At 67.3% G+C, this 13,371-nt stretch carries 14 protein-coding genes and 1 tRNA gene; 6 read left to right on the forward strand and 9 right to left on the reverse strand.

What is annotated here, in order from left to right:
* Window positions 1-61: 61 nt before the first annotated feature.
* Entirely contained in the window at window positions 62-1,846 is a 1,785-nt protein-coding gene (gene msbA / locus ACMGEZ_RS04470) for a lipid A export permease/ATP-binding protein MsbA (RefSeq protein WP_436821047.1), read from the reverse strand.
* 145 nt (window positions 1,847-1,991) lie between these two features.
* Here msbA and tolB point away from each other — a divergent pair, with 145 nt between their 5' ends.
* The 5 genes from tolB to ACMGEZ_RS04495 all read left to right on the forward strand — a co-directional run bounded on the left by tolB (window position 1,992) and on the right by ACMGEZ_RS04495 (window position 5,563).
* Window positions 1,992-3,308, forward strand: a complete 1,317-nt coding sequence (gene tolB / locus ACMGEZ_RS04475) for a Tol-Pal system beta propeller repeat protein TolB (RefSeq protein WP_436821048.1) — start codon at window positions 1,992-1,994, stop codon at window positions 3,306-3,308.
* A 23-nt stretch (window positions 3,309-3,331) separates the two neighbouring features.
* Window positions 3,332-3,850: a peptidoglycan-associated lipoprotein Pal gene (pal, locus tag ACMGEZ_RS04480; protein WP_436821049.1), complete on the forward strand. Its 519-nt coding sequence runs from the start codon at window positions 3,332-3,334 to the stop codon at window positions 3,848-3,850.
* Complete coding sequence (gene ybgF, locus ACMGEZ_RS04485; RefSeq protein WP_436821050.1) at window positions 3,850-4,605, forward strand: tol-pal system protein YbgF; 756 nt, start codon at window positions 3,850-3,852, stop codon at window positions 4,603-4,605. The genes pal and ybgF overlap by 1 nt, the downstream gene beginning before the upstream one ends.
* A gap of 16 nt (window positions 4,606-4,621) precedes the next feature.
* Complete coding sequence (locus ACMGEZ_RS04490) at window positions 4,622-5,440, forward strand: tRNA threonylcarbamoyladenosine dehydratase (RefSeq protein WP_436821051.1); 819 nt, start codon at window positions 4,622-4,624, stop codon at window positions 5,438-5,440.
* 47 nt (window positions 5,441-5,487) lie between these two features.
* Window positions 5,488-5,563: transfer RNA gene (locus ACMGEZ_RS04495), tRNA-Lys, on the forward strand.
* 279 nt (window positions 5,564-5,842) lie between these two features.
* Here ACMGEZ_RS04495 and ACMGEZ_RS04500 read toward each other — a convergent pair.
* Together ACMGEZ_RS04500 and ACMGEZ_RS04505 are read right to left on the reverse strand one after the other, a co-directional pair.
* Window positions 5,843-6,094: a hypothetical protein gene (locus ACMGEZ_RS04500; protein WP_436821052.1), complete on the reverse strand. Its 252-nt coding sequence runs from the start codon at window positions 6,092-6,094 to the stop codon at window positions 5,843-5,845.
* Between the two features lie 136 nt (window positions 6,095-6,230).
* A complete protein-coding gene (locus tag ACMGEZ_RS04505) occupies window positions 6,231-6,758 on the reverse strand; it encodes a protein-tyrosine phosphatase family protein (RefSeq protein ID WP_436821053.1) in 528 nt (175 codons plus the stop codon).
* A gap of 132 nt (window positions 6,759-6,890) precedes the next feature.
* Here ACMGEZ_RS04505 and ACMGEZ_RS04510 point away from each other — a divergent pair, with 132 nt between their 5' ends.
* Window positions 6,891-7,094, forward strand: coding sequence for a hypothetical protein (locus ACMGEZ_RS04510; RefSeq protein WP_436821054.1), 204 nt, complete (start codon window positions 6,891-6,893; stop codon window positions 7,092-7,094).
* Between the two features lie 55 nt (window positions 7,095-7,149).
* On the opposite strand, the gene ACMGEZ_RS04515 is transcribed toward ACMGEZ_RS04510, so the two are convergent.
* From ACMGEZ_RS04515 to ACMGEZ_RS04540, 6 genes are all read right to left on the reverse strand, one after another.
* Window positions 7,150-7,371 carry a hypothetical protein gene (locus ACMGEZ_RS04515; protein WP_436821055.1) on the reverse strand — a complete coding sequence of 74 codons (222 nt, stop codon included), beginning with the start codon at window positions 7,369-7,371 and terminating at the stop codon, window positions 7,150-7,152.
* Between the two features lie 103 nt (window positions 7,372-7,474).
* Complete coding sequence (locus ACMGEZ_RS04520; protein ID WP_436821056.1) at window positions 7,475-8,056, reverse strand: hypothetical protein; 582 nt, start codon at window positions 8,054-8,056, stop codon at window positions 7,475-7,477.
* A 26-nt stretch (window positions 8,057-8,082) separates the two neighbouring features.
* A complete protein-coding gene (locus ACMGEZ_RS04525; RefSeq protein WP_436821057.1) occupies window positions 8,083-10,053 on the reverse strand; it encodes an ABC-F family ATP-binding cassette domain-containing protein in 1,971 nt (656 codons plus the stop codon).
* Between the two features lie 84 nt (window positions 10,054-10,137).
* A complete protein-coding gene (prmB, locus tag ACMGEZ_RS04530) occupies window positions 10,138-11,001 on the reverse strand; it encodes a 50S ribosomal protein L3 N(5)-glutamine methyltransferase (protein WP_436821058.1) in 864 nt (287 codons plus the stop codon).
* Window positions 10,998-12,179: a succinyl-diaminopimelate desuccinylase gene (gene dapE / locus ACMGEZ_RS04535; protein ID WP_436821059.1), complete on the reverse strand. Its 1,182-nt coding sequence runs from the start codon at window positions 12,177-12,179 to the stop codon at window positions 10,998-11,000. Before dapE ends, prmB begins: the two co-directional genes overlap by 4 nt.
* Window positions 12,180-12,187: 8 nt before the next feature.
* Window positions 12,188-13,336 (reverse strand): PilT/PilU family type 4a pilus ATPase, encoded by a 1,149-nt coding sequence (locus tag ACMGEZ_RS04540; RefSeq protein WP_436821060.1) that lies wholly within the window; start codon window positions 13,334-13,336, stop codon window positions 12,188-12,190.
* Window positions 13,337-13,371 lie beyond the last annotated feature (35 nt).

Consider the following 13,371-nt stretch of genomic DNA (forward strand, 5'->3'; position numbering starts at 1 on the left):
GGGCCGGTCGAAGGAAAAAATTCTGCTCGCCTGCCGGGGCGGACGCAATATGCCAAAGGCTTCAGAGGCTGGGCTCGCTGCCCTCCGGCGCCGAGCGCATCGCATTCGCCTGAAGCCGCGCATACAGCCCGTCCAGCGCCATGAGCTGCGCATGGCTGCCTTGTTCGACGATGCGCCCGTGGTCCATCACCACGATGCGGTCCGCGTGCTGGATGGTCGACAGGCGGTGCGCGACGATCAGGGTGGTGCGGTTGCGCATCAGCCGCTGCAGCGCCTCCTGGACCAGGCGTTCCGATTCCGTGTCGAGCGCCGAGGTTGCCTCGTCGAGCAGCAGCACCGGCGCATCCTTGTAGAGCGCGCGTGCGATGGCCAGGCGCTGCCGCTGGCCGCCCGAGAGCTGGGTCGCGTTGTGGCCCAGCACCGTGTCGATGCCCTCGGGCAGGCCCTCGACGTGGACGGACAGGTTCGCTGCCTCGATGCAGGCGAGCACGCGATCGCGGTCGAGCGAGGCTCCCAGCGCCACGTTGGCTGCCAGCGTGTCGTTGAGCATGACCACGTCCTGGCTGACCATCGCGAACTGCGAGCGCAGGTTCTTGAGCTGCCAGTCGCCGACATCGTGATCGTCGAGCAGCACCTGGCCCGCGCTCGGCAGCACGAAGCGCGGCAGCAGGTTGACCAGCGTGGTCTTGCCCGAGCCGGAGGGCCCGACGAAGGCCACCACCTCGCCGGGCGCGATCGTCAGGTTGACGCCGTCGAGCGCGCGGGCTTCTTCCTCGCCGCGGTAGTTGACGCGTACCGCGCGCAGCTCGATGCGGCCGGCGACGCGCGGGACCTGGAAGCTGCCCTGGGATTCAGGCGGCACCTGGTCGATCAGCGCGAGCCCGCGCTCGAGCGCCGCGAGGCCGCGCGTGATCGGGCTCGTCATGTCCGCGAGCCGGCGGATCGGCGCGACCAGCATCAGCATGGCCGTGATGTAGGCGACGAAGCCGCCCACCGTGAAGCCCTGCTCGCCGCTTTGCCAGAGCGCGATCATCACCACCGCGGAGAGCGCGACCGCCGCGACGATCTGGGTCAGCGGCGTGGTCGCAGCGGAGGCGATGGTGGACTTCACCGCCAGGCGGTGGAGGTCGTGGCTCAGCCGGTCGAAGCGCTGGATCTGGCTGTCCTCGGCGTTGTGCAGCCGGACCATGCGATGGGCCAGCACGTTCTCCTCGACCACGTAGGCCAGTTCGTCGGTCGCCCGCTGGCCGAGCTGGGTGAGCCGGTAAAGCCGCCTGGAAAATGCCTTGATGATCCAGGCCACGCACGGCGCCAGCACGCCCACGATCAGCGTCAGCTTCCAGTTGAGATACACCAGGTAGAGCAGCAGCGCGATCAGCGTGAAGCCGTCGCGCGACAGGCCCAGCAGCGCCTGCACCAGGAGCAGGGCGCCGGTCTGCACTTCGTAGACCACCGTGTTCGACAAGGTGCTGGCCGACTGGCGCGAGAAGAGGGCGAGCTCGGCCGCCAGCAGGCGCTCGAACAGCACGCGCCGCAGCCGCTGCATGCCTTCGTTGGCGATGCGCGCGAGCGCATATTGGGAGACGAACTGTGCGAGCCCGCGCACCGCGAACAGCAGGATGACGGCGGCCGGAATGGCCCAGAGCGGCAGCTGGCCGCGCGTGAAACCGCGGTCGAGCAGCGGCTTCAGCATGGCGGCCATCAGCGGTTCGGTCACGGCGGCGATGAGGGCGCAGACGAGGCCCAGAGCCCACCAGTGGCGCGAGCCTCCGAACCAGGTCATGAGTCGCGCGAGCCGGCGCGTGAGAGGAGGGCGCGCGGACTCGGCGGCGGGGGAAGGCTGCATGGCGGCGCATTCTAAGTTGTGGCCTTCCTGTAGGACCGCGCCGGCACATACACGTTTTGTGACGGATGGTGCATCGCAATGTGTACCATGTGGCCTCGTTTCATCCGGGCTTGAAACTAAATTCCCGGAAAGCTCTCCGAACCGCATGAAAAAGCCGTTGCAAGAAATCTCCCCAACCCCTTCTTCATCGTTCTCCGTTCGCCGCACGTTGATTGCGGCCCTGGCTGCCTCCCCCTTCGCTCCCGCCTTCGCCCAGTTCCGGGTGGAAGTCTCGGGCGTGGGCTTGACGCAGCTGCCGATTGCGCTCGTCCCCTTCAAAGGCGAGGACGCATCCCCGCAGAAGATTTCGGCCATCGTGCAGGCCGACCTGGAACGCAGCGGCCAGTTCCGCGGTGTCGATGCCAGCGGCCAGTCGCTCGACGAAGCTTCCCGCCCCGACTTGAGCCTGTGGCGCCAGCGCACTGCCGATTCCCTGGTGGCGGGCAGCGTGACCCGCCTGGCCGACGGCCGCTTCGACGTGAAATTCCGCCTCTGGGACGTGGTGCGCGGGCAAGACCTCGGCGGCCAGAGCTACACCGTGCCGCAAGGCGATTTGCGCCTCGCCGCGCACCGCGTAGCCGACTACGTCTACGAAAAGCTGACCGGTGAGAAAGGCATCTTCTCGACTCGCATCACCTACGTGACCAAGGGCGCCAACCGCTACAACCTCTGGGTGGCCGACGCCGACGGCGAGAACGCGCAGGCCGCGCTCGCGAGCCCGGAGCCCATCATCTCGCCGGTCTGGTCCTCGAGCGGGACGCAGCTGGCCTACGTGTCCTTCGAGTCGCGCAAGCCCGTGGTCTACGTGCACAGCGTGGCGAGCGGGCAGCGGCGGCTGGTGGCCAACTTCAAGGGCAACAACAGCGCACCGGCCTGGTCGCCCGACGGCAGCACCCTGGCGGTGACGCTGAGCCGCGACGGCGGCTCGCAGCTCTTCACCATCCCCGCGGGCGGCGGCGAGCCGCGAAGGCTCACGCAGAGCGCCAGCATCGATACCGAGCCGAGGTACTCTGCCGACGGCGGTACCATCTACTTCGTGAGCGACCGCGGCGGCGCACCCCAGATCTACAGGATGAGTGCCGGTGGTGGCAACCCCACGCGCGTGACCTTTACCGGGACCTACAACATTTCTCCGTCCGTCAGCGCCGATGGCCGGTGGCTGGCCTACATCTCGCGGGTGGGCGGCGCCTTCAAACTCCATGTGATGGAGCTGGCGTCCGGCAATGTCACGGCGCTCACCGACACTACCGCTGACGAGAGACCCAGTTTCGCCCCCAACAGCAAGCTGATCGTCTACGCCACCCGGCTGGGAGGCCGCGAGGCGCTGATGACGACCACGCTCGACGGAAAAATAAAAGCGCGACTGGCCGGGCAGGCAGGAGACATCCGTGAACCGGACTGGGGTCCGTTTCAAAAGCAATGAATGATCAACCTGAGGAGTTAGAAATGTTAAGACGTACGATTTATTCGCTGGCCATCGTGGCGCTCATCGCCGGGTGCTCGTCCGGCACCAAGCTCAACGATGCACCGGTGGTGGATCGCTCCGGCGGCACGGGCTCGGGTGGCGGCGCGGCCAGCGGCGTGGCGCCCGTCAGCATCGACCCGAACGCGCAGACCGCGCAGGGCCCGGTGGGCGTGGCGCGCATCGTCTATTTCGACTTCGACAGCTACACCATCAAGCCCGAGTTCCAGTCGCTCATCGATGGCCATGCCCGCTTCCTGAAGGCCAACCAGCAGCGCCGCATCTCGATCGAAGGCCACACCGACGAGCGCGGCGGCCGCGAGTACAACCTGGCGCTGGGGCAGAAGCGTTCCGAGGCCGTGCGCCGTGCGCTCAACCTGCTGGGCGTGTCGGACAACCAGATCGAAGCCGTGAGCTTCGGCAAGGAAAAGCCCGCCGCGCAGGGCACCGGTGAAGACGTGTGGGCGCAGAACCGCCGCGCCGAGATCACCTACCGCCGATGATGCGACGAGTCGTTGCCCCACTGCGCTGCGCGGCCCTGGCCGCCGCCGTGCTGTGCGCCTCTTTCGGCGCGCAGGCCGCGCTGTTCGAGGACGACGAAGCGCGGCGTGCCATTCTCGACCTGCGCCAGCGCGTCGAGGCGATGCGCCAGCAGGCCGAGCAGCGCCAGAACGAAGAGAACGCACAGCTGCGGCGCAGCCTGCTCGAGCTGCAGACGCAGATCGAGCAGATGCGCGGCGAACTGCAGCGCATGACCGGCCAGAACGAGCAGCTCACGCGCACCATCACCGAGATGCAGCAGCGCCAGGGCGAGATCGACGACAGGCTCAAGAAGAGCGAGCCCACGAAGGTGACCGTCGACGGGCGCGAGTTCTCGGCCGATCCGCGCGAGAAGGCCGACTTCGAAGCCGCGCTGGGCATCTTCCGTGCTGGCCAGTTCGCGCAAGCGCAGACGGCCTTCGCCGAGTTCGTGAAGCGCTATCCGCAGAGCGGCTACAACGCCTCGGCGCTGTTCTGGCTCGGCAACGCGCAGTACGCCACGCGCAACTACAACGAGGCGATCGCCAATTTCCGCTCGATGCTGTCCCTGGCGCCCGACCATGCGAAGGCGCCCGAAGCCGTGCTGTCGATCGCGAACTGCCAGATCGAACTGAAGGACTTGCGCGCCGCGCGCCGCACGCTGGAAGACCTCACCAAGGCCTACCCGCAGTCCGAGGCGGCGCAGGCCGGTCGCGAGCGCCTGTCGCGGCTGCGCTGAAGCAGGGCTCGCGCACGTGAGCGCTGTCCAGCCCGCCCCTGTCGTCGAACTGGACGACGCCGACCTGGCCCGCCGCTTCGGCGGCCTCGAGCGGCTCTATGGCGTACCGGGCGCGGCCCGCATCCGCGACGCCCATGTGCTGGTCGCCGGCATCGGCGGCGTCGGCTCCTGGGCTGTCGAGGCGCTGGCGCGCAGCGGAGTCGGGCGGCTGACGCTGATCGACCTCGACCACATCGCCGAGTCGAACATCAACCGCCAGATCCACGCGCTCGACAGCACCATCGGGCAGGCCAAGGTCGAGGCCATGCGCGAGCGCATCGCGCACATCCATCCTGCCTGCGAGGTGCTCGCCATCGACGACTTCGTCGAGCCCGGCAACTGGCAGGCGTTGCTCGCGAGCGCGCAGGCCGCAAACGGGCCCGTAGCGGCCGTCGTCGATGCCTGCGACCAGGTGCGCGCCAAGCTGGCGATGGCCGTGTGGGCGCGCGAGAGCGGGGCCGGCTTCATCACCGTGGGGGCAGCCGGCGGCAAGCGGCTCGCGCACAAGGTCGACATCGACGACCTCGCCGCGGTGACGCACGATCCGCTGCTCGCGCAACTGCGCCAGCGGCTACGGAAGGAATATGGCGCGCCGCGCGAGGGCCGCAAGATCGGCGTGACCTGCGTCTTCAGCCGCGAAGGCGTTGCACCGCCCGATGCCTCCTGCGCCATCGAGGCCGGCGACGGCACGCTCAACTGCCATGGCTATGGCTCCGTGGTCAGCGTAACGGCCACCTTCGGCCAGTGCGCGACGGGCTGGGTGCTGGATCGGATCGCTCGCAGCGCGACGCTATAATTTCGGGCTTTGCCGGATTCGACGTCCGGTAGAAGAAAAAGAAGTGTGGGACGTTAGCTCAGTTGGTAGAGCAGCGGACTTTTAATCCGTTGGTCACAAGTTCGAATCTTGTACGTCCTACCAGCAATCCGAAAAGATCCCCTTTTGCGATGAGCACTTGGGGATTTTTTTTCGACGACTCGTGGCGTGAATTGCCGTGGCGCTGCTTCGCATTCTCGATGTCGACGCGAACCGTCCTCGATGCGCGTCAAGCCCGTCGCCCACGCTGCATAGATGGCCGACTTCATCAGCTTCTCGCCAATTCCGAACCGTCTGGCCGAAGGAATGAGCCCGATGCCGAGCGTGCCGATGTAAGACCGCGCCTGGCCGTGAGCCGACCATTTGGCACGACCCATCCGCGAATCAACAGGGCCGCCGATCCGGGTTCAACGAGGTCGAAGCGAGAAGTCTCAGGTAGCGCTCCACCGCCCGTTGCTCCGCTTCTTCAAGGCACGCCAAGGTCTGAATCTGTTCCGGCGTGGGTCCGCAACCGCTTCCGCACAGGCGGTCCCCAAGGGACTCGATCAACATCTCGCGCCACGCAAGGGTGGCGGCCCTGCTGCTCACCATCTTCGAGCGCAGCCTTTCCAGTTCTGCGTGGTCGAATGTTTCCATGCCACCTTGAATAGAGTGCTTAAGTTCTAATTCAAGATCGAGGATTGCTCCCGTCTCGTCTGTAGGCAATCAGCCGAAAAGGAGGCGGGCGCAGAGATGCATAGGGGTGCATCTCGACCCGAGGTCGGCGTGGCTCTCAACGCTTGGGATGGACGTAGGCCAGCGCCTTGAAGTCCTCGAAGGTCGGGAGCTCCCAGTCGACGTCGCTCGAGAAGCGATGGCTGTCCAGCCAGGCCGACCAGCAGGCGAACTGCGGCGGCGAAGGCGCGACGACGGGGCGCTGCTTCTTCATCAGCGCGAGCGCATCGAGCGGCGCGAGGCCGCGGTGCACCAGGACGCACAGCGCCAGCGTGGCGGAGCGGCCGATTCCGTACTCGCAATGGATCAGCACACGCTGTCCCTGGTCCAGGAACTCGTTTGCGAAACGAATGCCGTGCTCAAGGTCCGGCATCTCCACCGGACGCATGTCGGTGGTGGGCAGGTGCAGGAGCGTGATGCCGTGGCGCCGGAACAGTTGCGGATCGGGCACCGCCTCGCCACGCAGGTCGATCACGGCCTGGATCCGGTGCTCGTGCGCAAGTAGCTCCGCGCATTCGGAGGGATAGCTGCCGCCTACGGCGAGCAGGTCGGTGATCCAGCTGAAGTTGGGTTGCCAAGCGTCCACGGAGAAACTCTAGCGTCATTGATCTGGCGAGAGTGCAACGGGATATCACACTCGTCGCGCCCCTGATGTAGGTCGACTCTGTAGACCAAAGCGTGCTTTTTTACCTGGATCGCGCAGCCCAATGTAAGCACAATGGATTACATGAAGAGCACTACGCAATCAACGACTCACGAGTGGTGGAAGGACCATGCGGACCAGGCGGAGCAGCGCGCCTTCCTGGATTCTTATCGGTCTGCCCGACGCATCGAGCATGCGGTCGCTTGGCGCCGCAACGTGATGATCGGTTTTCTGGCCCTCGCCGTTCCTGTCCTGCTGCGCCTGATCAGCAGCTTGTGACGAGGGGCTCCGCGGCAACGCGCTGCCGATGGGGCGTGTGGGGAAGAGGGCGCGATCAGTCGGGGCCGCCACCCAGTACCGGCTGGCCGCCCGCAATCGCAGAGACCAGGCCGACGGCGCTTGCGCGCAGCAGCTCCTGCCTCAAGGCCGCCTCCAACTGACTGCGCGCCGTGTCCGGACGATCGTGGTCGTACTCTTCGTCCAACTCGCAGTGCAGGTAGTAGTCAACCCGTGCCATGAGCCGTTCCACCGATGCTGCGAGATCTGTCTCATTCATCTGTTAACTCCTCACCTCGATCCCTGACATGAACTCTGGGCTGCCTTTTCCTCGGCACCTTGCCCGGCATTATGAACTTGACAGTCGGTCAGACCGGATTTCGTCAGATGGTATGCCGTCGTCGTGTGGGGGCAAACAAACAGGTTGGGCCAGCGACGACAAGCAAGACGCGCTCAGTTGGGGCGCAGGCGTGCCCATCCGAAGCGGCGGCGCGGGGTGGTGGCGAGGCCGTCGATCTGGCCCTTGTCCCCTGGAGCTCGCCCAGGGCCCGCAGGGCGGTGTACCCGATAGCGGCGGAGACCAGTTGGCCCGCGATGGGTACGTACTTGGCGGCCTGCTTCGCCGTCAGGCGGATGCCGGCGTGGCGAGCCAGCTTGATCAGCAGCTCACGCGTCATCAGCTTGCCCACCAGCAGGGCGCCGGCCGCGGCTGCGGCTTTCTGGATGCGCTCGCGCTGGTGAGGCGCGAGCCCTTCGATCTGAGCCACCGAGAGACCGAATTCGGCGCTGATTCGCGGAATCAGCCGAGACAGCAGGGCGGCGTCTGCGGCCCAGTCGACCCCGGGGATGGGCACTGCGCTGGCGGCGGCCGCCATCAGCGCCTTGCGCCCGAGCATGCGCCGGCTGCGCTGGATGGCCGCGATCAGCTGCGGATCGCCGCGTGCGAGTTCGAGGGCCGAGGGCATGGCTCGCCGAAGGCTATCACGTCTGGTCAGCCGTCGGCCAGTGCTTCGATCTGGTCCGACAGGGCGAGCCAGCGCTCCTCGAGCCGGCTGATTTCCTCGTTCAGCACTTTGAGGCGCCGGCCCGTCTCGGCGATCTCGGGCGACGGAAGCGGGGCCGATAGCCGTGCTTCCAGCGCGGTCTTTTCGGCGCCGGCGGCGGCGAGTCGCTCGTCGACCTGCGCCAGCTCGCGCTTCAGCGGCTTGGCTTGGCCGCCGCGCTGCTGGCGCTCCTGCGCGGCCATCGAGGGGGAGGGCGCAGCCGCGACGGCGGCAGCGGCACTCTCGGCCTCGCGCGTGGCCAGCTTGGCCTCCTCGCGCACGCGCTTGGCTTCGTCGAGCAGGTAGCGCTGGTAGTCGTCGAGGTCGCCGTCGAAGTCGCTGACGCGGCCGCGGCCGACCAGCCAGAATTCGTCGCAGACCGAGCGCAGCAGCGCACGGTCGTGGCTGACCAGCATCAGCGTGCCCTCGAATTCGTTGAGCGCGACGGCCAGGGCCTCGCGGGTGGCGAGGTCCAGGTGGTTGGTCGGCTCGTCGAGCAGCAGCAGGTTGGGGCGCTGCCAGACCATCATGGCCAGCACCAGGCGCGCCTTTTCGCCGCCACTCATGGTGCCGACCGCCTGCTTCACCATGTCGCCGCTGAAGTTGAAGCTGCCGAGGAAGCCGCGCAGGTCCTGCTCGCCGGTGCGCTCGCGGGCATTGGGACCGAGCTCGCGCGCCAGTCGCACCATGTGCTCGAGCGGCGTGTCTTGGGGCCGCAGCACGTCGAGCTCCTGCTGCGCGAAGTAGCCGATGTTGAGGCCCTTGCCCTCGGTCACGGTGCCGGCGAGCGCGCTCATTTCTCGGGCGATGGTCTTCACCAGCGTGGATTTGCCCTGGCCATTGGCGCCCAGGATGCCGATCCGCTGGCCGGCAAGCACCGAGCGGTTGACGCCTGTCAGGATGGTCCTCGGAGGCCCGTCGTCCTGCAGGTAGCCGAAGCTCGCCGCGCTGATGGTGAGCATCGGATTCGGGATGTTCCCGGGCTCCTTGAACTCGAAGCTGAAGTCGGCCTCGGCCAGCAGCGGCGCGACCTTTTCCATGCGCTCCAGCGCCTTCACCCGGCTCTGGGCCTGCTTGGCCTTGCTGGCCTTGGCCTTGAACCGGTCGATGAACTTCTGCAGGTGGGCGATCTTGTCCTGCTGCTTGGAAAAGGCCGCCTGCTGCAGCTCCAGCTGCTGGGCGCGCAGCGTTTCGAAAGCGCTGTAATTGCCGCCGTAGCGGGTGAGCTGCTCGTGCGCGATGTGCAGGGTGACATCGGTCACGGCATCGAGGAACTCGCGGTCGTGGCTGATCACGATCATGGTGCCGGCGTATTTCTGCAACCAGGCTTCGAGCCAGACCAGGGCATCCAGGTCCAGGTGATTGGTCGGTTCGTCGAGCAGCAGCAGGTCGCTTGGACACATCAGCGCGCGCGCCAGCTGCAGGCGCATGCGCCAGCCGCCGGAGAAGCTGTTGACCGGTTGATCCAGCTCGTGGACCTTGAAGCCCAGGCCGAGGATCAGCGCCTGCGCGCGCGGCACCGCGTCGTGTTCCCCGGCGTCGTGCAGGTCGGTGTAGGCGTGAGCCAGGGCCATGCCGATGTCGGGGTCGTCAGGGTCGGCGGCATGGCCGGCTTCGGCGAGTGCGAGTGCCTCGCGCAGCTCCACCAGCCGGGTGTCGCCGCCGACCACGAAGTCGGTTGCCGACTCCTCGGTCTCGGGCATGTTCTGCGCGACCTGGGCCAGGCGCCAGGACGGCGGTACCGAGAAGTCTCCCCCGTCCTCGTGCAGCGTGCCGTTGAAGAGGGCGAACAGGGTGGACTTGCCGGCGCCGTTGCGCCCCACCAGCCCGACCTTCTCGCCGGGATTGATGGTGACGTTCGCGCCGTTGAGCAGGACCTTGGCGCTGCGGCGCAGGATGACGTTTCTTAAGGTGATCATGTCAGCGCCTGCCAGGCCGCCCGAAGGACGCTGAGCGCCCCCTCGGGGGGCAGCGATACACGAAGGGATGAGCGTGGGGGCATTTCATTTCAGGGATTCGCGCGTGACCAGCAACACCTGGTCGTCTCCGGCGCTGGTGGCAAGCCACACTACTTCGAGTTTGGGGAACGCCGCCTCGAACTGTGGGCGCTCGTTGCCGATCTCCAGCACCAGCACGGCGTTGTCGCTCATGCGGGCAGGCGCATCGGCGAACAGGCGGCGCACGAAGTCCATGCCGTCGGCGCCGCCGGCCAATGCCAGCTCGGGCTCGGCGCGGTACTCAGCGGGCAGCGCGGCCATGCTCCGAGCGTTGACGTAAGGCGGGTTGCAGAGGATGAGGTCGTAGGGTCCGCGCACGGCGGCGAGCCCGTCGGATTCGATCAAGGTGATGCGATCGTCCAGCGCGTGGCGCGTGACGTTGATGGCCGCGACCTCGAGGGCCTCGGTCGAAAGATCGGCCGCATCGATGCGAGTGTCCGGATAGGTCAGGGCGGCCAGCACGGCGAGGCTGCCGTTGCCGGTGCACAGGTCCAGCACCCGTTGCGTGTGCTCGCCGAGCCAGGGGTCGATGGTTCCGTCGGCCAGCAGCTCGGCGATGAAGCTGCGCGGCACGATGGCCCGCTCGTCCACGTAGAAGGGCACGCCCTGCAGCCAGGCTTCCTTGGTGAGGTAGGCCGCGGGCTTGCGCGTCGCGATGCGTGCCGCCAGGAGCTCGGCCACACGCGCCACATCGGCCGGCGAGACCGGGCGCTCGGCTGCTTCGTCGAGGCTGTCGAGCGGCAGGCCCAGGCGCCACAGCACCAGCCAGGCCGCTTCGTCGAAGGCATTGGTCGTGCCGTGGCCGAAGGCGACGCCGGCCTCGGCCAGCTGCTTTTCGCCGGCCTCGATCAATTCGATGACTGTCGTCATTTACTTGCCAGCGCTTCGAGCCGATCCAGCGTGCGTTGGTAGATGTTCTTGAGCTGCTCGATCTCGGCGACGGCGATGTGCTCGTCGATCTTGTGGATGCTGGCGTTGACCGGCCCCAGTTCCACCACCTGCCTGCAGATCTTCGCGATGAAGCGCGCGTCGCTGGTGCCGCCGCTGGTCGAGAGCTCGGTCTCGATGCCGGTCTCGTCGCGGATGGCCTGCTGCACCGCGGCCACCAGCTCGCCGGGCTGCGTCAGGAAGGGCAGGCCGCCCACGGTCCACGAGAGGGTGTAGTCGAGCCCGTGCGCATCGAGCACCGCCTTGACCCGCGACTGCAGGGACTCGGGGGTGGCTTCGGTCGAGAACCGGAAGTTGAAGTCGACCACCGCACTGCCGGGAATCACGTTGCTGGCGCCGGTGCCCGCGTGGATGTTGCTGATCTGCCAGCTGGTCGGCTGGAAGTACGGATTGGGCGCCGCGTCCCAGCCGCCCGCCGCGTTGATCGCGACGAGTTCCGCCAGCGCGGGCGCGAAGGCATGCACCGGGTTCTTCGCGAGGTGCGGGTAGGCGATGTGGCCCTGCACGCCCTGGATGGTGAGCCGGCCGCTCATGGTGCCGCGCCGCCCGTTCTTGATCATGTCGCCGCAGCGCTCGACCGAGGTCGGCTCGCCGACGATGCAGTAGTCGACGCGTTCCCCGCGCGCGGCCAGCGCGTTGCACACCACGACCGTGCCGTCGACGGCTGGGCCTTCCTCGTCGCTGGTGAGCAGCAGGGCCAGGGTGAGCCGAGGGTCGGGCCGGGTGGCCAGGAAGTCCTCGATCGCGACCACGAAGGCGGCCAGCGAGGTCTTCATGTCGCAGGCCCCGCGGCCGTACAGCTTGCCGTCGCGGTGGGTGGGCGTGAAGGGGTGGCTCTTCCACTGCTCCAGCGGGCCGGTAGGCACCACGTCGGTGTGGCCGGCGAAGGCCAGGGTGCGCGCGGCCTCGGCGGCCGCGCTGCCCGGGCGCACGGCCCACAGGTTGGTCACGCGGAAGTCGGCTGGGCCGCTTTCGAAGGTCTCGAGCCTGAACCCCAGCTGCGCCAGCCGCTCGCCGAGGATCTGCTGGCAGCCCGCGTCGTCGGGGGTGACCGAGGCGCGGGTGATCAGTTGTTCGGCGAGTTGCAGCGTACGGGACATGAAAGGAGCTAGTGTCGGACGTCGAGCGTGATGTCCGTGAAGGAGGGTTCGTCCACCTGGTCGAGCAGGGCATGCTCTTCCTTGCGCGCCGGCGCCGCATTGCGGTTCTGCAGGCGCCACATCAGGTTGGTCGGGGAGTCGGCCTGCGACAGGCCTTCATCGCGGCTGACGCGGTTCTCGGTGATGAGGCGGGCGATGTCTTCCTCGAAGGTCTGCGAGCCTTCGGCCATGGATTGTTCCATCGCCTCCTTGACGCCGGAGAAGTCGCCCTTGCTGATCAGGTCGGCCACCAACGCCGTGTTGAGCATGACCTCCAGCGCCGGCACGCGGCCGCCCTCTGGCGTGCGCAGCAGGCGCTGCGCGATGATCGCCCGCAGCGCGCCGCTCAGGTCCCCCAGCAGGGTGGCGCGCACTTCGACCGGGTAGAAGCTCAGGATCCGGTTGAGCGCGCGGTAGCTGTTGTTGGCGTGCAGCGTGGCCACGCACAGGTGGCCCGACTGGGCGTAGGCGATGGCGGCCGTCATGGTCTCGCGGTCGCGGATTTCGCCGATCTGGATGACGTCGGGCGCCTGGCGCAGTGCGTTCTTGAGCGCGATCTGCAGGGACTCCGTGTCGCTGCCGACATCGCGCTGGTTCACCATCGACTTCTTGTTGGTGTAGGTGAATTCGATCGGCTCCTCGACGGTGAGGATGTGGCCGCTGGCGTGCTCGTTGCGGTAGTCCAGCATCGAGGCCAGCGTGGTGCTCTTGCCGGCGCCGGTGGAGCCCACCATCAGGATGAGGCCGCGCTTTTCCATCACCAGGGTCTTGAGGATCTCGGGCAGGTTCAGGTCCGCGAAGGTGGGGATTTCCGAGGCGATGTGCCGCACCACCACGGCGTAACTGCCGCGCTGGCGCATGCCGCTGATGCGGAAGTTGCCCGCGCCCTCGAGGGCGACCGCCATGTTGAGCTCGCCGGTGCGTTCCAGCTCGGCGATGCGCGCCTCGGGCACCACCTCCGCCAGCAGGACGAGCGGCGCCTCGGGGGGCAGCACCTGCCCGTTGATGGGCACGCAGTTGCCGTTGATCCGGATCAGTGCCGGGGAGTGGGCCGACAGGTAGATGTCGGATGCCTTGCGCTCGGCCATCAGGCGCAGAATTCGCTCCATCGTCTTCATCGGCTCTCTCCTCCAGCGTGGTTGTGAAAGGGTGT

Origin of the sequence: Variovorax stachyos, assembly GCF_051400855.1 — a bacterium.
In the GTDB taxonomy this organism is placed as follows: Bacteria; Pseudomonadota; Gammaproteobacteria; order Burkholderiales; family Burkholderiaceae_C; genus Variovorax.

What these genes read in the sequence shown, in the direction of transcription:
- msbA (WP_436821047.1), bottom strand. Translation starts at nt 1,846, where the DNA reads ATGCAGCCTTCCCCCGCCGCCGAGTCCGCGCGCCCTCCTCTCACGCGC.
- tolB (WP_436821048.1), top strand. Translation starts at nt 1,992, where the DNA reads ATGAAAAAGCCGTTGCAAGAAATCTCCCCAACCCCTTCTTCATCGTTC.
- pal (WP_436821049.1), top strand. Translation starts at nt 3,332, where the DNA reads ATGTTAAGACGTACGATTTATTCGCTGGCCATCGTGGCGCTCATCGCC.
- ybgF (WP_436821050.1), top strand. Translation starts at nt 3,850, where the DNA reads ATGCGACGAGTCGTTGCCCCACTGCGCTGCGCGGCCCTGGCCGCCGCC.
- ACMGEZ_RS04500 (WP_436821052.1), bottom strand. Translation starts at nt 6,094, where the DNA reads ATGGAAACATTCGACCACGCAGAACTGGAAAGGCTGCGCTCGAAGATG.
- ACMGEZ_RS04510 (WP_436821054.1), top strand. Translation starts at nt 6,891, where the DNA reads ATGGATTACATGAAGAGCACTACGCAATCAACGACTCACGAGTGGTGG.
- ACMGEZ_RS04515 (WP_436821055.1), bottom strand. Translation starts at nt 7,371, where the DNA reads ATGAATGAGACAGATCTCGCAGCATCGGTGGAACGGCTCATGGCACGG.
- ACMGEZ_RS04520 (WP_436821056.1), bottom strand. Translation starts at nt 8,056, where the DNA reads ATGCCCTCGGCCCTCGAACTCGCACGCGGCGATCCGCAGCTGATCGCG.
- ACMGEZ_RS04525 (WP_436821057.1), bottom strand. Translation starts at nt 10,053, where the DNA reads ATGATCACCTTAAGAAACGTCATCCTGCGCCGCAGCGCCAAGGTCCTG.
- prmB (WP_436821058.1), bottom strand. Translation starts at nt 11,001, where the DNA reads ATGACGACAGTCATCGAATTGATCGAGGCCGGCGAAAAGCAGCTGGCC.
- dapE (WP_436821059.1), bottom strand. Translation starts at nt 12,179, where the DNA reads ATGTCCCGTACGCTGCAACTCGCCGAACAACTGATCACCCGCGCCTCG.
- ACMGEZ_RS04540 (WP_436821060.1), bottom strand. Translation starts at nt 13,336, where the DNA reads ATGAAGACGATGGAGCGAATTCTGCGCCTGATGGCCGAGCGCAAGGCA.